General features: G+C 70.5%; 14 protein-coding genes. 9 read left to right on the forward strand and 5 right to left on the reverse strand.

From position 1 onward, the window contains the following. The first annotated feature begins 12 nt into the window (after window positions 1-12). The 9 genes from ACX9TP_RS45720 (at window position 13) to ACX9TP_RS45760 (ending at window position 8,625) form a co-directional block, all read left to right on the forward strand. Complete coding sequence (locus ACX9TP_RS45720; protein WP_482977016.1) at window positions 13-1,173, forward strand: serine hydrolase; 1,161 nt, start codon at window positions 13-15, stop codon at window positions 1,171-1,173. Beyond that, complete coding sequence (locus ACX9TP_RS45725; protein WP_482977017.1) at window positions 1,170-1,862, forward strand: YqiA/YcfP family alpha/beta fold hydrolase; 693 nt, start codon at window positions 1,170-1,172, stop codon at window positions 1,860-1,862. The genes ACX9TP_RS45720 and ACX9TP_RS45725 overlap by 4 nt, the downstream gene beginning before the upstream one ends. Before the next feature lie 217 nt (window positions 1,863-2,079). Next, window positions 2,080-2,811, forward strand: a complete 732-nt coding sequence (locus ACX9TP_RS45730) for a DUF6310 domain-containing protein (protein ID WP_482977018.1) — start codon at window positions 2,080-2,082, stop codon at window positions 2,809-2,811. Continuing rightward, window positions 2,808-3,563: a DUF5953 family protein gene (locus ACX9TP_RS45735; RefSeq protein ID WP_482977019.1), complete on the forward strand. Its 756-nt coding sequence runs from the start codon at window positions 2,808-2,810 to the stop codon at window positions 3,561-3,563. Before ACX9TP_RS45730 ends, ACX9TP_RS45735 begins: the two co-directional genes overlap by 4 nt. Window positions 3,564-3,702: 139 nt before the next feature. Then, window positions 3,703-4,491 carry a MerR family transcriptional regulator gene (locus ACX9TP_RS45740; RefSeq protein WP_482977020.1) on the forward strand — a complete coding sequence of 263 codons (789 nt, stop codon included), beginning with the start codon at window positions 3,703-3,705 and terminating at the stop codon, window positions 4,489-4,491. Further along, window positions 4,433-5,377 carry an alpha/beta fold hydrolase gene (locus ACX9TP_RS45745; RefSeq protein WP_482977021.1) on the forward strand — a complete coding sequence of 315 codons (945 nt, stop codon included), beginning with the start codon at window positions 4,433-4,435 and terminating at the stop codon, window positions 5,375-5,377. The genes ACX9TP_RS45740 and ACX9TP_RS45745 overlap by 59 nt, the downstream gene beginning before the upstream one ends. 236 nt (window positions 5,378-5,613) lie before the next feature. Further along, the gene (locus tag ACX9TP_RS45750) at window positions 5,614-6,219 is read left to right on the forward strand and encodes a hypothetical protein (protein ID WP_482977022.1); all 606 of its coding nucleotides are present in this window, start codon (window positions 5,614-5,616) and stop codon (window positions 6,217-6,219) included. Between the two features lie 12 nt (window positions 6,220-6,231). Further along, window positions 6,232-7,737, forward strand: a complete 1,506-nt coding sequence (pdxR, locus tag ACX9TP_RS45755) for a MocR-like pyridoxine biosynthesis transcription factor PdxR (RefSeq protein WP_482977023.1) — start codon at window positions 6,232-6,234, stop codon at window positions 7,735-7,737. Window positions 7,738-7,911: 174 nt separating this feature from the next. Beyond that, a complete protein-coding gene (locus ACX9TP_RS45760; RefSeq protein WP_482977024.1) occupies window positions 7,912-8,625 on the forward strand; it encodes an esterase family protein in 714 nt (237 codons plus the stop codon). A gap of 29 nt (window positions 8,626-8,654) precedes the next feature. On the opposite strand, the gene ACX9TP_RS45765 is transcribed toward ACX9TP_RS45760, so the two are convergent. From ACX9TP_RS45765 to ACX9TP_RS45785, 5 genes are all read right to left on the reverse strand, one after another. Continuing rightward, a complete protein-coding gene (locus tag ACX9TP_RS45765) occupies window positions 8,655-10,052 on the reverse strand; it encodes an MATE family efflux transporter (RefSeq protein ID WP_482977025.1) in 1,398 nt (465 codons plus the stop codon). A gap of 110 nt (window positions 10,053-10,162) precedes the next feature. Continuing rightward, a complete protein-coding gene (locus tag ACX9TP_RS45770; RefSeq protein WP_482977026.1) occupies window positions 10,163-10,543 on the reverse strand; it encodes a hypothetical protein in 381 nt (126 codons plus the stop codon). Next, window positions 10,543-12,675, reverse strand: coding sequence for a beta-propeller domain-containing protein (locus tag ACX9TP_RS45775; protein ID WP_482977027.1), 2,133 nt, complete (start codon window positions 12,673-12,675; stop codon window positions 10,543-10,545). Before ACX9TP_RS45775 ends, ACX9TP_RS45770 begins: the two co-directional genes overlap by 1 nt. 155 nt (window positions 12,676-12,830) lie before the next feature. Then, entirely contained in the window at window positions 12,831-13,994 is a 1,164-nt protein-coding gene (locus ACX9TP_RS45780; protein WP_482977028.1) for a TIGR02266 family protein, read from the reverse strand. Between the two features lie 70 nt (window positions 13,995-14,064). After that, window positions 14,065-15,891, reverse strand: a complete 1,827-nt coding sequence (locus tag ACX9TP_RS45785; protein ID WP_482977029.1) for an Hsp70 family protein — start codon at window positions 15,889-15,891, stop codon at window positions 14,065-14,067. Window positions 15,892-15,926 lie beyond the last annotated feature (35 nt).

Below are 15,926 nucleotides of genomic sequence, written 5' to 3' on the forward strand. Positions count from 1 at the left end.
CTGTCACTTCTCGTGACGCTGCTCGGAACGCTGGCCGGTGCCGCCCGTGCCGCGCCCGCCGTCTCCGAGCCGCCGTCGAGGCGCCCCGTCCTGAGCGAAGGCGTGAAGGCGGCCGCCGTCCCCGAGCCGCCGTGGCGCCCCGCCCTGAGCGAAGGCGTGAAGGCGGCCGCTGTCTCAGAGCCGCCGTGGCGAGCCGTCCTGCGCGAAGGCGTGGACGCGGCCGCGCGCGACTTCGACGGGGAGCTGGCGCTCTACGTCCGCGACGTGAGCACAAGCGAGGAGTACGCCCTCGACGCGAGCACACCCATGTACCTCTCCTCGGCCATCAAGGTGGCCGTGATGCTGGAGGTGCTGCGCCAGGTGGACGCGGGAGCGCTCGCGCTCGACACGCCCATCGTCTTCGAACCCGAGGACGTCCGCGACGGAATGCACCCGATGGCGAAGGTGCCCCCGGGCACGTCACTCACCGTGGCGACGCTGCTCGAACACATGATGGTGCACAGCGACAACGCGGCGGCGGACCTGCTCATCGGAAGGGTCGGCATCGACCAGGTGAACGCGGGGCTGGAGCGCAGGGGCGTGCGCTTCGGTCCGCTCGTCTCGCTGCTGGAGGACCGGCGCCAGGTCTACGGAAAGCTGGACCCGAGGGGCGCGGCGCTGACGCCCGAGCAGGTGCGAGCGCTGGGCCGACAGAACACGCTCGGGACGCGAGCAAGAGCCCTCTCCGAAGTCCTGGGCCACACGCCCGCCTGGACCGGCAGCGAGCTGGAGTCCGCCTTCGACGCGTACTACGCGGAGGGCACCAACTCCGCCCCGATGCGCGAAATGGGCCGCCTGTTGGAGCAGGTGGCCCGCTGCGAGGGTTTGAGTCCCACGAGCTGCGAGCACGCGAAGTCCCTGATGCGAAGCTGCGACACGGGCCGGGCCCGCATCCGGGCCGGGCTCCCAGCGACAGCCACCTGGGCACACAAGACGGGCACACAGCACCGGCGCGCCTGTGACGTGGGCATCCTCGAATTCCGACCGGGGCACCCCATCATCGTGGCCGCGTGTACCCGGGGTTTCCGCCGTGTCACCGAAGCGGAGCACCTGCTGGCGAGAATCGGCCGGACACTCACGAAGGCATTCCAGCGCACACCTGTGACGACCGACAGGTACAGTGCGCCGCCATGAGCACGCCGCCTCCCGTCCCCGCGCCCATTGGTCCTCGTTGGCTGTACCTGCACGGCTTCGCCTCGGGGCCGGATTCGACAAAAGGCGTGGCGGTGGCGAGGCACTACGCGAGCCAGGGCCTTCACGTGGAGCGCCTCAACCTGCGCGTGCCGTCGATGGAAGAGCTGCGCCTGAGCGCCATGCTCGCCACGGTGCGCGCGGCGCTCGGAGGGTCCGAGGAGCGCGCGGTCCTCTTCGGCTCCAGCCTGGGAGGGCTCGTCGCCGCGCGCACGGCGGAGCAGGACGCGCGAGTGTGCGCGCTCGTGCTGCTGGCGCCCGCGTTCCGGGTGGTGGAGCAGCTCCACCGGCGCATGGGAGACGCGGGCTGGGCGCACTGGAACAAGGCCGGCTGGATTGAGACGGAAGACTTCGCGGAGAAGCGCAAGGTGCGCATCCACTCCGGCTTCATCCCGGACGCGGAAGCGGTGGACGCGCGCACGGGCGGCTGGCCCGACGTGCGAGTCCCCACGCTCATCATCCACGGGCGTACGGACGACACCTGCCTCATCGACTATTCACGCCAGTGGGCCGAAGGCCGGCGCCACGTCCGCCTGGTGGAGGTGGACGACGGCCACGAGCTCACCGCGTCCCTCCCCCGCATCCTCTCCGAGTCCGACGACTTCCTGCGCCCGTGGGGCGTGGGCCGGTAACGTGCCTGTCCTCTCAGGAAGGCGCGTCACCACGGCCACGCGGTTCCAAGCGAGCATCGCACTTCTCCTCTTCCTCTCGGCCTGCGCGACGTCGGCGCCCGGTCCAAGAGCGTCCACGGCCCGGAACTTGAGACGGGCCAACCTTCAGAGAGCGGCGACGCTGCCCTGGAAGGACAAGGGGCGGTGCGCCGTCCGCGAGGCGTCCCAGCCCTGGCCGGTGCTGGCGGAGCGGTGCTTTCAGGCGCTGGACCATGACCGGGTCCGGTTCAAGGACCCCACGGGAAGATGCACGGTCGCCTCGGCGGAAGCGGCCACCCTGGGAATCGGGCTCTGCGTCCTGGTTGCACCGGAGCTCCTCGTGGGAGCGGTCGTAGTCACGGGCGTGGTGTTGGTGGCGGTAGCCATCAAAGAGGCACTGGATGCCTACGAGCTGAGGGGAAGTCATGCCGAGGAAGCAGCGCCCGCGCCCCAGACGAAGACCGCCCCGAGGGAATCGTCAGCAAGCCGAGAGCCCGAACCGGAACCCTCAGGGCAGGACGTGCTTCCCCCGGTGCCGCCCGGGGCCCTGACGCGCGAACGCCACGCCAGGTGCGAACCCATCCCGGTGCCGCACCGGGGCGGAGATGACGCGCATGACAGGTGCGCCGACAGATTTCCGCCCAACCGCTATCCCGGCAAGGATGTGCTCGTTGACGGCAAACGCTTCGACGCGCTGCAAGTCGGCGTGCGTGTGCTGTGGGAGATCAAGACCGACCAGTTCGACACGTATTCGCTCTTCCTTCGGAAACAGGTGGTCGGCGCTCAACTGAAGGAGATGTGGAGCGAGCGAGACATCGCGGCAGCCTGTGGATATGGCTTCGTCGTTGGTGTGAGCACTGACGAGCACAAGGAAGCACTGCTCGGCCTGGAACCCTCCCTAGATATCGTCGTCACGGGGTGTGAACGATGACCACACAAACCCGCCTCCTGTTCGCCGTCTACGCGCCTGCCTTCGTGGACGATGATGGCCGTCCACTCGCTGTCGTCCACGGAATGGAACGGGCTCTCTCCGGTTTGCGGTTGGAGTGGAAGGTATCCAAAGAAGGGCACCCCATCCCTTTGCCGGAACGCGACGCATGGCTTGCGGAGCTGGCAAGACACAGAAAGTTCCCGCTCCTATGTAACGGTGATGAGCGCTTCCCCGTGACAGTGCAAGGGTTGGCAACACTCGCGAGCCAGGCGCCGGGTGGGCAGCCGCTGCTCGACGTCCACGCGGACCTGCCATTGGACGCGAGCATCATCGCGGGCGCAGCAAATGTGCTGGAGGGCATCGCGGAGGGCGCTCGCGCGTTCTGGGGGCATGCATCGCCGCAGCGCTTCGGCGTGGAGGTCTCGCAGCAACTGCGCCGCGCCACTCCAGGACCGGAGCGGTCACCCCGTGGGCTTCCGATGCTCGAGATGCCTTGGCACCTCCGTTCACCGGAGATTCCGTATTACCTGGGTTGGCTGAACTACTGGTCGGAGGCTGCCGCGGAGGCTATCGGCTTTCCGGACCCGGCCCGCGACGCGGAATGGCTCTCGCACTCGCGGCGTACCGCGACGGGAGGGTGGATAGTGCGGCTTACGGATACGCCGCTCGACTACGACAACCCCGCTCACCTCGACTCGCTTCTGCGGGCCTACGAGCGTTTCCCGGAGATTGGCGGGCGCTCCCCCCCTTGAGGGTCGGTTGGCACCGCGCGCGGAAGCGACTGGCCAGGCTCCCTGTCCCGCATCCTCTCCGAGTCCGACGGTTTCCTACGACCGTGAGGAGTGGGCAGGGGCTTGAACCTCACGTCACGTGAGGTTGTAGCTTCTGTTCATGAAACCGGAATCGCGCCCTTCGCCGCCTCGGCTGGCCTGGAAGGTCGGTGAGCTCGCCAAGTTGACCGGGCTCACGGTGCGCACGCTCCATCACTACGAGGAGATCGGGCTGCTTGTCACGGCAGAACGTACCGATGGCGGGCACCGTCTGTACGACGAAGCTTCCGTGCAGCGTCTCTACCGCATCCGCGTACTCCGCAATCTCGGTATCCCCCTCACCGAGATCCGGCGGTTCATCGACGACGGCGCATCGGTTGCGTCGGTGCTGCACCGGCACCTCGAACACGTTGAACGGCAGGTCGAGGAGCTCACCCAGCTGCGCGACCGCTTGCGGCGCATCTGCCGCCAGCCCGATTCGAGCGTTGACACCGCCGGGCTCCTTCGAACCATCGAGGCGATGTCGCGACTTGAACGGCATGTCGATGCACGCCAGCGGAGCACCACCGCTCGAACGGCTGGCAGCAACGAGCAGCATTGGAGGGCACTGGCAGGCGAGCTGCGCGCGTGCATGGACGCAGGCGATGACCCGTCAACCGGGCGCGCCCGCGAGGTCGCGATTCAAGCGCGCGAGCTCATCCATCAGTTCGCGGAAGGCGACCCCGCGCTCCTGGATGCGCTCAGCCACCTACGAACGGCCGCCCCGCCCACCGACCTTGCCGGTTGGAACCCGGCCCTCATGGGCTACCTGGACCGCGCGCTGCGCGCGCTCGACGCGGAGGAGAACGCACATGCTGAACGAGCAAGTCGCAAGGAACGTAGGACCGTCGCAGCTCGACATCGCCTATGAGCGTCGCGGCAACCCGGCGGACCCGGCCGTGCTGCTCGTGATGGGCCTGGCGGCGCAGCTCATCCATTGGGAGGAAGGGTTCCTCGACGCGCTCGTGAGCCGCCGCTTGCAGGTGATTCGCTTCGACAACCGAGACTCCGGGCGCTCGACGCACCTCCACGCCGCGCCACCTCCGAATCTGCCAGCGGCGCTCGCCGGTGACCTGTCATCGGCAACGTACACGCTGTCTGACATGGCAGCCGATAGCGTCGGGCTCCTCGATGCACTGGGGCTCGAGGCCGCGCATGTCGTCGGCGCATCGATGGGCGGCGCCATCGGGCAGGTGATGGCCATCCAGTATCCCAAGCGGGTGCTCTCGCTCACCTCGATGATGTCCACGACGGGCGACATGTCCGTCGGACAGGCCCATCAAGAGACCCTCGCGGCCGTATTCGGCGGTCCACCCGCGACAACCCGGCAGGAGGTCATCGACCGCGCTGTTCGCGCGCATGGAATCGTCGGCTCTCCCGGATACCCGACCGAGCCGGCCCACGTCTACGAAACCGCGGGTCTTGCCTATGACCGCAACCACGACGAGCTCGCCATCGCCCGCCAGGCCGTTGCGTCTGTCGCGTCTGGCGACCGCACGCGACTCCTCAAGTCCCTCGACGTTCCCACACTGGTCATCCACGGCACCGACGACACCCTGTGCGACGTCAGTGGAGGGCGCGCAACCGCCGCGGCAATCCCGGGTGCGGAGCTCGTCCTCATCGAAGGCATGGGGCACAACATCCCCCCGGGCCTGTGGGAACGCATCGCCGACCACATCGCGCGAGGCATCGAGCGCGGCGAGACCCGAAGGAAGGCAGGCCCGCCGGGAGCTGAGCGCGGAATCGCGAAGAACTGACTCGACGTGATACGGCGACCCGGAAACCCGCGGGTCGCCCGTGCGTCGAGCCCGCCATACGCCCATTGCGGCGGCGCCATTGCCAGCCACCCCGCCGTCAGGTCGGGCCAGGCACTTCGCTCGAAGCCCCAGGCGCGAAAAGTGGCCCAGGGCCCTCCGCCTAAGTGGCGCTTCTCGTGCAACCGGGTTGCGCGCATCTTGCTCGGGCACACCTCCTCCCGAGCGAGCGTTCCCGCATGCCACTCCTCATCTCCCCTTCACGCCGGAAGCTGCTGACCCACGCCCTCGCGGGTGCCGGCGCCATGTCCCTCCTGCCCTTCCCGAGCGCCGCCGGCCCCCAGGTTCCTTCCGGTGGCAAGACGCCTCTCCCCAAGCTCCCCACCGGGGACATCCACGACTTCGACTTCTTCGTCGGCAACTGGTCGAGCGTGAACCGGCGCCTGAAGAAGCGCTGGGTCGGCAGCACCGACTGGGACGTCTTCCCGAACACGGTCCGCTGCGAGAGCCGCATGGGCGGCGTCGTGAACATCGACGAGGTGGTCTTCCCCACGAAGGGCTGGTCCGGGATGACCTTGCGTACGTTCAGCCTCGAGAAGCACCAGTGGTCCCTGTATTGGATCAACAGCAGGACGGGCGAGCTGTTCCCTCCCGTCGTGGGCGGCTTCACCGGCGACCACGGCGAGTTCTACGGCGACGACACGGACGACGGCCGGCCCATCAAGGTCGTGTTCCGCTGGACGCGCCTCGGGCCTGACGCCGCGCGCTGGGAGCAGTCCTTCTCCCTCGACGGCAAGGCGTGGGAGAAGAACTGGGTGGTCGAGCACTCCCGGGTGAAGGGTTAACCTCGGGAGTTGATGGCCAAACACGCCGCTTCCATCTTCTCGGTCGATGTCGCGGGCCTCGAAGCCGCGCCGGGCCAGCCCGCGTACGCGCGCATCTGCGACCGCATCCGCACCGCCATCCGCAGCGGAGCGCTCGTCCTGAATGCGCGCCTGCCGTCGAGCCGGACGCTCGCGAAGGACTTCGGCGTGGCGAGGAACACCGTGGACTGGGCGCTCGGCCAGCTGGTGGCCGAGGGCTACATCGTCCGGCGCCGGGGCGCGGGCAGCTTCGTGGCCGACCGCCTTCCCGAACACGACGCGCCTCCGCTGACACCGAAGCGCGTGGCCTCGGCGAAGACGGGCAAGACACCGGAGCGGCGCCTGTCCCGGCGCGCGACGGCGCTGCGGAGCTATCCCGGCCACTACCAGCCCCTCAAGGCGGTGCCGTTCACCCCCTCGCTCCCGCCCGTCGAGCTGTTTCCGCGCGCCGTCTGGAATCGCCTCCTGAACCGTGAGGCGGCCCGGCCCGGCAGCGCCTACTGGGCCTATGGCGCGAGCAACGGCCTGCCCGCCCTGCGTGAGGCCATCGCCGCGCACGCCTCCGCCATGCGGGCCGTGGCCTGTTCTCCCGAACAAGTCGTGGTGGTGACGAGCACGCAGCAGGCCGTGGAGCTCGCGGGAAAGGCGCTCGCCGACCCTGGCGACAGCGCGTGGGCCGAGGTGCCGGGCTACCAGCCCGTGCAGCACTGCCTGCGCGCGGTGGGACTGGAAGTCGTCCAGGTGCCCGTCGACGAACACGGCCTCGACGTGGAAGCCGGCCTGCGGCTCGCGCCGCGCGCGCGCCTGGCCTACGTCACCCCGGCGCACCAGTACCCGCTGGGCTACGAGATGTCGCTCGAGCGCAGGAAGGCGCTGCTCCGCTGGGCCCGCGAGCAGGACGCGTACATCGTCGAGGACGACTACGACGGTGACTACCGTTACGAAGGCCGCCCGCTCGCGTCACTGCAAGGCCTGGATGGAGACGGGCGCGTCATCTACGTGGGCAGCTTCAACAAAATCCTCTTCCCCGGACTGAGGATTGCCTACGCCATCGTGCCGGAGCCGCTCGTCGGCGCCTTCGTCGACGCGAAGCACGTCGCCGACGGCCACACCGCCCTGCTCACCCAGGGCGTGCTCGCCGCCTTCATCCAGGAAGGCCACCTCGCCCGCCATCTGCGAAAGACGCGCGCCATCTACGACGAGCGGCGCCGGACCTTCCTGGAGGAAGCGAAGGTCCTCACCGGCAGCCTGGACTTCGGTCCCGCGAGGGCCGGCATGCACGTCGCGGGCATCTTCAAGGCGCACGCGGACGACCGCGCGGTGGCCGCGGAGTGCGCCCGCGCCGGCATCGAGGTCCAACCGCTCTCGAAGTTCGGAGCCACCGGCCGTGGAGGGCTCGTCTTCGGCTTCGCGGGCGCCAACCGCGCCGCCACCCGCGCCGGGCTGGCAGTCGTCCGACGGGCGCTCGACACCGTGCCCCCCCGAAAGAGCCTCCCTTGAGGCCTTTCAGTGACGGGCTCCGCGCGGCCATCGGGGCTGCCGCGACGTGGGAGACGCGCCGGGTGACGAACTTCCAGCGGGCTCCCTGTGCCGGATGTTCACTCCCGCGCCCCCCGGGCACGCAAGGCGCACTCCCGTACTTGCCTTTGACGCAACGCGGTTAAGTTTCCGCGCATGAACCGCGAATACCACCGCTGGTACAGCGAGCGCCTGCACCGGGACATGGAGGTGCTCCTCTTCGGCCACTCGGGTGAGCCGGTGTTGCTGCTGCCCACGAGCAAGGGCCGCTTCTACCAGGCCGAGGACTTCGGCCTCATCGGCGCCATCGCCGACCGCATCCAGTCCGGCCGCTACATCGTGGTGTGTCCGGACTCCGTCGACGAAGAGTCCTGGTTCAACAAGTCCGCCCACCCGCATGACCGCGTCATGCGCCACCAGCAGTGGGAGGACTACCTCCTCCACGAGGTGGTGCCGCTGCTCACCCGCCGCAGCACCGGCGGCCGGCTCACCCTCGCCGGGTGCAGCTTCGGCGGCTTCCACTCGTACAACGTGGGCCTGCGCCACCCGCACGTCTTCCGCCGCCTCATCTCCATGGGCGGCAAGTTCGAGACGGACGAGTTCCTCGACGGCCACAACGACTCGGACGTCTACTTCCACTCCTGCACGCAGTGGCTGCCGGGCCTCAACGACGCCGCGCAGCTGTCCGCGCTGCAGCGCGTGGAGATGGTGCTGGCGGTGGGCGAGCACGACTTCTGCCGCCCCTCCAACGAGCACCTCTCCAGCCTCCTGTGGAAGAAGGGCATCGGCAACCACCTGGCCGTGTGGGAAGGCGGCACCCACGACTGGCCCGTGTGGCGGCAGATGATTCAACAGTACCTGCCCTGGTAGCGCGCGGCGGGCCGCGCGCCGGTACGTGCCTACCCCTCCAGCGGGCGCAGCGTACCGGCGCTCAGGCGGTTGAAGCGCCACAGGAGCGCCACCGCCACGGTGACGAGCCCCGCGCACAGGCCCCACCAGATGCCCACCACGCCCAGGCCCAGCCCGAAGCCCAGCAGCAGCGTCAGCGGCAGGCCGATGACGTAGTGCCCCACCATGTTGGCGAGGAACGTGAAGCGCGTGTCGCCCGCGCCGCGCAGCACGCCCGCGCCCACGCCCTGCACGCCGTCGAACACCTGGAACACGGCGCTCACCATCAGCAGCGGCACCACCAGCGGCAGCACGTCCTCGGGCGCTCCGGCCAGCTCCGCCAGCGCGCGCGGGAAGAGGGCGAACACCAGCCCCCCCAGCGCCATGAAGCCCGCGCCGCCCGCGAAGGCGGTGAAGCCGCTCACCCGCGCCTGCGGCGTGTTGTTGGCGCCCACCGCCCAGCCCACCCGCACGCTGCCCGCGTTGCCAATGCCCATGGCCACGGTGAACGTCACGCTCGCGAAGGAGATGGCAATCTGGTGCGCGCCCACGCTCGCCGCGCCCAGGCCTCCCGCGAGCACGCCCGCCAGGGTGAAGACGCCAATCTCCGCGGTGATGTGCAGGCCAATGGGAAGGCCCACCCGCGCCGCCTGCGCCAGGTCCGCCCACACCGGCCTGCGCGTGGGCCGCGCCGTGCCCTCCAGCCCCCGCGCCCGCACCGACCAGAGCACGATGCCCAGCTGCAGCCCCGTGCACAGCGTGGACGCCAGCGCCGAGCCCGCCACGCCCATCGCCGGCACCGCGCGCAGCGGCCCGAAGTACGCCGGCAGGTCCGCTCCGCCGAACACCAGCAGGATGTCCGCGAACAGGTTGAGGACGTTCGCCGCCACCGTGGCCACCACCAGCGGCCGGGTGAAGGCCGTGGACTGGAGGTACGAGCGCATCGTCAGGAAGGCCAGCATCAGCGGCATGCTGGGCGCGCGCCAGATGAGGTAGTCCGTCGCCCCCGCCACCTCCGTCGCGCCGATTCCCGCCAGCGGCAGCAGCAGCGGCGTCAGCATCATCAGCGCGACGAGCACCACCCCCGCGAACAGCGACATCCACCCGCCCTGCCACAGGAGCGCCCGCGCCCGGTCGAAGTGCCGGGCGCCAATGGCCTGGGACAGGAGCGGGTCGAAGCCCATCATCAGGCCCATGCCGAAGCCGCTCATGGCGAAGAACAGGCCGTTGCCCAGGCCCACCGAGGCCAGCGCGGACGTGCCCGCCCGCCCCACCACCAGCGTGTCCACCAGGCCCATGAGCGCCTGGCCGCCCTGCGCGATGGCAATGGGGAACGCCAGCCGGCTCAGCTCGCGGAGCTCCGTGCGGTAGGTCTTCACGGACTGGGACGACGTCGCGGCGATGGTCATGGCAGGCGCGCCTATAGCGCCTTCCGGCAGGGAATGCGCTCCCCGCTTGTGACGCCCCGCCGCTCCCCAGCCTGACCGGGGAGGGCGGGTCCAGTCCCGTCACGGGACGGCTACGGGGAGTCCCTGCACGTCCACCCGAGCGGCGGGCAGTGCCGGCAGTAGGGGCTGTCCGGAGACGGCCCCCTCATGCACGCCCCGCCGCAGTACTCGACGATGCGCCCCGTGAACCGCTCCACGTAGTAGTAGGGCCCGTCCACCTCGGCCCCACAGTCCACGCCCACCAAATCCCCACAGGTGGCGGCCACCTTGCAGCCCCCGGGCAGGTCGGTGAGCGTCAACCTGCGCACCGCGCCCTCGGGCAGGCGGGGGTCGTCCGAGGCCGCCTGGACCACCGTGTCGGGCAGCGGCCCCGGCTCCGACGGGGTCTCGGTGCCGCAGCCGACCACGCCCGCGAGCAGCAGCGCGGTCAGCATCCCCTTCGCGAGCGACATCAGGGCACCATCGGAGGCAGGAACAGCGACGTGGCGAGCGGCGTCTGGAGCGCGTCCACCTTCGCCACGCGCAGGCCGCCGTCGGTGATGGCGTAGACGTAGTCATCCGCCATGATGCTGCGGCGCACCATGGGCGACCAATACCAGGACCAGCCGCGCTGGTTGAACGACTGGTACACGTCCTTCATCGACAGCGCGCCCACCGGGGTGATGCCGGTGGCGGTGTCCACGCGGAACACGCGCAGCTCACTGCGGAAGCCGGACCAGTAGTCGGTGTAGTCGTAGCTCCAGTCGGTGAAGGGAATGGCCAGCAGCCCCTTGGCCGCGAAGTAGTTGAAGGCCTTGTGCTCGTAGAGCGCCTCGCTGTAGCTGCTCGCCGTGCCCACCGTCTGCGTGAAGGCCTCCTTGGGGTGCTCCAGGTCCGTCACGTCGAACAGCGTCACCTTCAGGGCGCGGCTGTTCCAGTTGCCCGTCTCGTCCCGCTGCTCGCCCAGGGTGAGCAGGTGCGTGTCGCCCACCGGGTGGATGTACGTGGAGAAGCCCAGCACCTTGAGCTCGCCCACCATGCGCGGGTGGGCCGGGTCGCTCAGGTCGAAGGTGAAGAGCGGGTCCGTCTGCCGGAAGGTGACGACGTAGCCCTTCTTGCCCACGAAGCGCGCGCTGAAGATGCGCTCCCCCGGCGCCAGGTCCCCGGTGCGCCCCAGCTCCTCCAGCTTCCCGTCCCGCTCGCCGAAGGTGACGACGCGGTTGACGGTGTCGAAGCGCCACCAGTCCGGGCTCGTCACGTCCGCGGCCCGGGTGCTCACGGTGGTGGCGACGCGCAGCACGCCCTCGTGCTCGTCCATGGAGAACTGGTTGGCCAGGTGGCCCTCCACGGTGCCGCTGCCCACGTAGGAGGACTGGCCCGGCTCGCGGATGTCGAACTTGTGCAGGTACGTGAAGTCCGACTGCCTCACCTCCGGCCTCCACCACCAGTGGCTGGTGGCCATGTAGAGCGAGTCCTTCGAGGCGTAGACCTCACCCGGCGCCGTCACCACGCTGGTCCGGCGCGGCGCCGCGTTGGCCGCGTCCGCATCCAGGTTCATGGACAGCACCGTCACGAAGCCCAGGCCCGTGGGCGCGTTGGCGTGGAAGAAGTCCGTGCACGAATACGTCAGCGGCGTGGTGTGCCCCGCCGGGTCCACGCGCCGCCCCCCGGGCAGCCAGTCCTCCAGCGCCTGCTCGCGGATGAGCTTCTCGTTCTTCGCGATGAGCGCGTCCACCGCGTCCGCCAGCTTGTCCTTGTCCTCGTAGAGCTCGCGCGAGTAGTCGGGGTAGAAGCGCACGTCCTCCGGCCAGCGGAACTGGTCCGACAGCACCAGCCGCACCGCGCCCTCCACGCGCCGCGCGTTGAGGTAGGAGCCGGGCAGGTACACCTGCTCCACCACCTTCGGCGCGGCGAGGTCCGCCACGTCCACCACCGTCACCTTCAGCGTGTCGCCGTAGTGGTAGCCACAGCCGAAGCCCGCGCAGTCCACGGCGGGCTCCGCGCCGCCGCGGCCCGTCAGCGAGGGACGGCCCGGCCGCTGCTCGTACACCTGCGAGGTGATGACCAGCCGGTTGCGCTCCTTGTCGAAGAGCATCTCCCGAGGCCAGCCCTCCACCTCCAGCGCCGCCGTGCGCACCAGCTGCTCCGCCGGCCACGAGCGGTGGATGTAGAGCCGGGGCCCGGACAGCACGAAGATGCGCGTGCCGTCGTTCTGCACGAAGTCCGCCTCGTGCACGCCCTCCACCTGGTTGTTGGTGCCCGTGGAGTTGTCCGGCCCGGAGCTGCCGCCGCCCGCGGCGTCCTCCGCCGGCATGGGGGCGCCCGTCGGCGGTCCCGCCGAGTCGCCGCCCGAGCGGGGCATGTCCCCCCCGTACCAGCCCCAGCCACCGCCGCCCTGGCCCTTGAAGGACTCCAGCGAGGCGCGCATCTGCTTCGTCGCGCTGTCCTCGATGTACCGCTCCAGGTCCTCGCAGCCGACGAAGGACTCCAGCTTCGCCGCCGTCTGGACCGGCTCGTTCTCCACCCCGGAAGTCTTCGAGCCATCACTGCAGCCCGCCGCCACCCACGCCAGCCCCACCCATCCATAGCGTTTCCACTGCCGCATCAGACCCTCCCGCTTCGTCATCGGCCCCACCGGGCGGCGCGGACCTCAAGTCCGTCACCTGCGCCAGCGGCTCCGCACGCATTGCCACGCTCATGCCAGGGCGCGCGAAGGCCCGGGCACCGGGATTTCCAGGGGGTTGCGAGCCGGGGGGCCTCTCAGAAACCTGAGGCGCGCGGGGAACCCGAGAGCGGAAAACCGAGGGTTCGCGGCACGAAGCGGACGAACTGCTGGGTGAGCGACGCGTCCATGCGCTCCAGGCGCAGGCCCATGCCGGCCGGCGCGCGGAAGGGGCCCTGGGGGTGCGGCGGGTTGGACCAGGCCACCGTCGCCTCGGCGGTGCAGGGCGTGCGCTGGCCGGCGAGCAGGACCTTCAACGACAGCCGGGCGCCCTCCCGCGCGGGGGTGAGGGTGCGCACGAAGAGGCCCTCCGGGCTGGCGTCGTGGCTGAAGCCGGACATGGCCGCGCCGCCCGCCGTGGCGAACTCCACCACGGTGAAGAAGGGCACGCGCTCCGCGGCGCGCAGCGGGACGAGCCCCGGCACCAGCCGCCCCAGCACCTTGCCCAGCAGCTCGTCCGCGCCCAGGTGGCGCTTCTCCAAGAGCGGCGCGCCCGACACCGCCTGCGCCCGCGACAGCACCTCCGCGGACTCCTCCGCGCGCGACAACAGCACCAGCGGCTTGCGGGAGTGCACCTCGCGCAGCCTCGCGGCCAGCCCCAGCGCCTCGCGGGGCGTGCGGGACACGTCCACCACGAAGCCGTCCAGCTGCGCGCCGTGCAGCGCGGCCAGGCGCGCGGCGTCCTCGGCGTCGCGCGCGTAGAGCACGTGCAGGCCCTCCTGCTCCAGCGCGCCGCCCAGGAAGGTGTGCAAAAAGCGCCCGCCCTCCACCAGCAGCACGCGGCGCCCGCGAGGCGCGCCCTGCGCCTGCTCGCGCGCCGAGCGCACCGCGGCCAGCTTCGCCTCCAGCGCCTCCATCGCCACGGGCTTGGGCAAAAAGTCGTCCGCGCCCGCGCGCCAGCAGTGCATCACCTCGTGCGGCTCGCCCGCGGAGGTGAACATGATGACGGGCACGTTGCGGCCCGCGGGGTGCGCCTTCACGAGGCGGCACACCTCGTCGCCCTGCATGCGCTCCATGCGCAGGTCCAGGAGGATGAGCGAGGGCGCGCGCCGCGCCAGCTCCGCCAGGCACGCCTCGCCGCCCTCCATCGCCACGGCCTCGCAGCCCAGCCGGGCCAGGTGCAGGCGCACCACCTCCCGGGCGGTACGGGAGTCGTCCACCACGAACACGGTGTCGCGCGCGGCGGAAGGGGGGACGGTCATGGGCTCACGGATAGGAAGGAAGGGAAGGGACAACCACGGGCCCTTCGGGCCAGCGTTCGGGTCTGGACGCTCAGGCGCGGGGCTCCTGCCGGCCGGACAGCAACTGCGTGAGCTGCCGTGCAATCGAGGCGCACTGCGCGGCATCCCGGCTCTCGAGCGCGTTGCGCCCGCCGTCCAGCAGCTGCTGCACGGTGCCCACGGCCGCCTGGGCCTCGGGGCTGGGGTTCTCCTGCGCGCTCTTCTGGAGCATCCGCGCCAGCTTGTCGCCGCGCTCCAGGAGCTTGCGGAACAGCTCCTCCGCGCGCTTCGCGTCCACCACGCCCTGGCTCTGCGCGTAGTGGGCCTGCTCCGCGCCCAGCTTCTCCGCCTCACCCTGCGGCATGCCCGGCCGCGCCTCCAGGCGCACCAGCTCCATGTTGCCGGTGGTCAGGTCCGTGGCCTTCACCGCGAGGATGCCCTCGCTGGACAGCTCGAAGACGACCTCCAGGGGCACGTCGCCGCGCGCGGCCACGTGCAGGTTCTTCAGCACCACCTCGCCCAGCTTGTGGTTCTCGTCCTGGAAGTCGCTCTCCCCCTGGTACACGGGGATGCGCGCCTCGTTCTGGCCGGCCGTCCCGGGGAAGAAGATGTCGCGCGCCACCACCGGCACGCCGGTGTTCTTCGCGATGAGCCGCTTCACGCGCCCGCCCAGCACGCCCACGCCCAGGCTCTGGCTGGCCACGTCCAACAGCAGCGCCTGTCCGGACTGGCGCAGCAATTCGTCCGCCTGCACCGCCGCGCCCAGGGCGACGGCCTCGTCCGGGTGCACGTCCGTGGACGGCGCGCGGCCGAAGAAGTCCGCCACCAGCCGCCGAATCAGCGGCACGCGCGTCATGCCGCCCACCAGCAGCACCACGTCCACCGAGCGCGGGTCCATCTTCGCCTCGTGCATGACGCCCTGGCACACCTCCAGGCAGCGGCGCGACAGCGGCTCGGAGAGCGTCTCGAAGAAGGAGCGCGTCAGCACCGTCTCCAGCTCCGTCAGGCGCCGGCCGCTGCTGGCGTGGTCGCCCAGCCCGGACACGGAGACGGTGGCCTCGTCGGACTCGGTGAGGGTGCGCTTGGCGGCCTCGGCGGCCACCTTCAGGCGGCGCAGGCTCTGCGCGTCCTGCGACACCAGGTGGCGCATGTCGTCGTCCACCTGGGCCAGGAGCCACTGGACGATGCGCTGGTCGAAGTCCTCGCCGCCCAGCCTCGAGTCACCACCGGTGGCGCGCACCTCGAAGACGCCGGCCTTCACCTCCAGAATCGACACGTCGAAGGTGCCGCCGCCCAAATCGAACACGAGCGCGTTGCCCTCGAAGCCGCGCGACAGGCCGTAGGCCAGCGCCGCCGCGGTGGGCTCGTTCACCAGCCGCACCACGTCCAGCCCGGCAATCGTCGCCGCCTCGCGCGTGGCCTGGCGCTGGTTGTCGTCGAAGTTGGCGGGGACCGTAATCACGCACTTGGAGACGGGACGTCCGAAGTGCGCCTGCGCGTCCAGCGCCAGCTCGCCCAGAATCATCGCGGACACCTGGGTGACGGGCATCACCCGCCCGCCCAGCTTCACGCGCACGTCGCCCGACGGCCCCGCCACCAGCGGATAGGGCACCGTCGCCTTCGCCTGCTGCACCAGTTCCGGCGTGTAGCGCCGCCCCAGGAAGCGCTTGGTGGCCCACACCACGGCGTCGGGATGTTCCTCCCCGAGCGCCTGCGCGGCATGGCCCACCACACGCTCACCCGACTTCGTGACGCCCACCACGGAGGGCGTCAGACGGCCACCCGCGCGCGAGGGGATGAGGCGCGCGCGTCCGTCCTCGACGGTCGCCACGGCGCTGTTGGTGGTACCCAGGTCGATGCCGATGACGGGGTCGTGCATGGGGGCGGTCAGGACACCACGCTACGGGTCTTCCG

The organism is Pyxidicoccus sp. M15 (genome assembly GCF_056858435.1).

Coding starts and splice junctions, on each gene's coding strand:
- ACX9TP_RS45725 (WP_482977017.1), top strand. CDS start 1,170: ATGAGCACGCCGCCTCCCGTCCCCGCGCCCATTGGTCCTCGTTGGCTG.
- ACX9TP_RS45735 (WP_482977019.1), top strand. CDS start 2,808: ATGACCACACAAACCCGCCTCCTGTTCGCCGTCTACGCGCCTGCCTTC.
- ACX9TP_RS45740 (WP_482977020.1), top strand. CDS start 3,703: ATGAAACCGGAATCGCGCCCTTCGCCGCCTCGGCTGGCCTGGAAGGTC.
- ACX9TP_RS45745 (WP_482977021.1), top strand. CDS start 4,433: ATGCTGAACGAGCAAGTCGCAAGGAACGTAGGACCGTCGCAGCTCGAC.
- ACX9TP_RS45750 (WP_482977022.1), top strand. CDS start 5,614: ATGCCACTCCTCATCTCCCCTTCACGCCGGAAGCTGCTGACCCACGCC.
- pdxR (WP_482977023.1), top strand. CDS start 6,232: ATGGCCAAACACGCCGCTTCCATCTTCTCGGTCGATGTCGCGGGCCTC.
- ACX9TP_RS45760 (WP_482977024.1), top strand. CDS start 7,912: ATGAACCGCGAATACCACCGCTGGTACAGCGAGCGCCTGCACCGGGAC.
- ACX9TP_RS45765 (WP_482977025.1), bottom strand. CDS start 10,052: ATGACCATCGCCGCGACGTCGTCCCAGTCCGTGAAGACCTACCGCACG.
- ACX9TP_RS45770 (WP_482977026.1), bottom strand. CDS start 10,543: ATGTCGCTCGCGAAGGGGATGCTGACCGCGCTGCTGCTCGCGGGCGTG.
- ACX9TP_RS45775 (WP_482977027.1), bottom strand. CDS start 12,675: ATGCGGCAGTGGAAACGCTATGGATGGGTGGGGCTGGCGTGGGTGGCG.
- ACX9TP_RS45780 (WP_482977028.1), bottom strand. CDS start 13,994: ATGACCGTCCCCCCTTCCGCCGCGCGCGACACCGTGTTCGTGGTGGAC.
- ACX9TP_RS45785 (WP_482977029.1), bottom strand. CDS start 15,891: ATGCACGACCCCGTCATCGGCATCGACCTGGGTACCACCAACAGCGCC.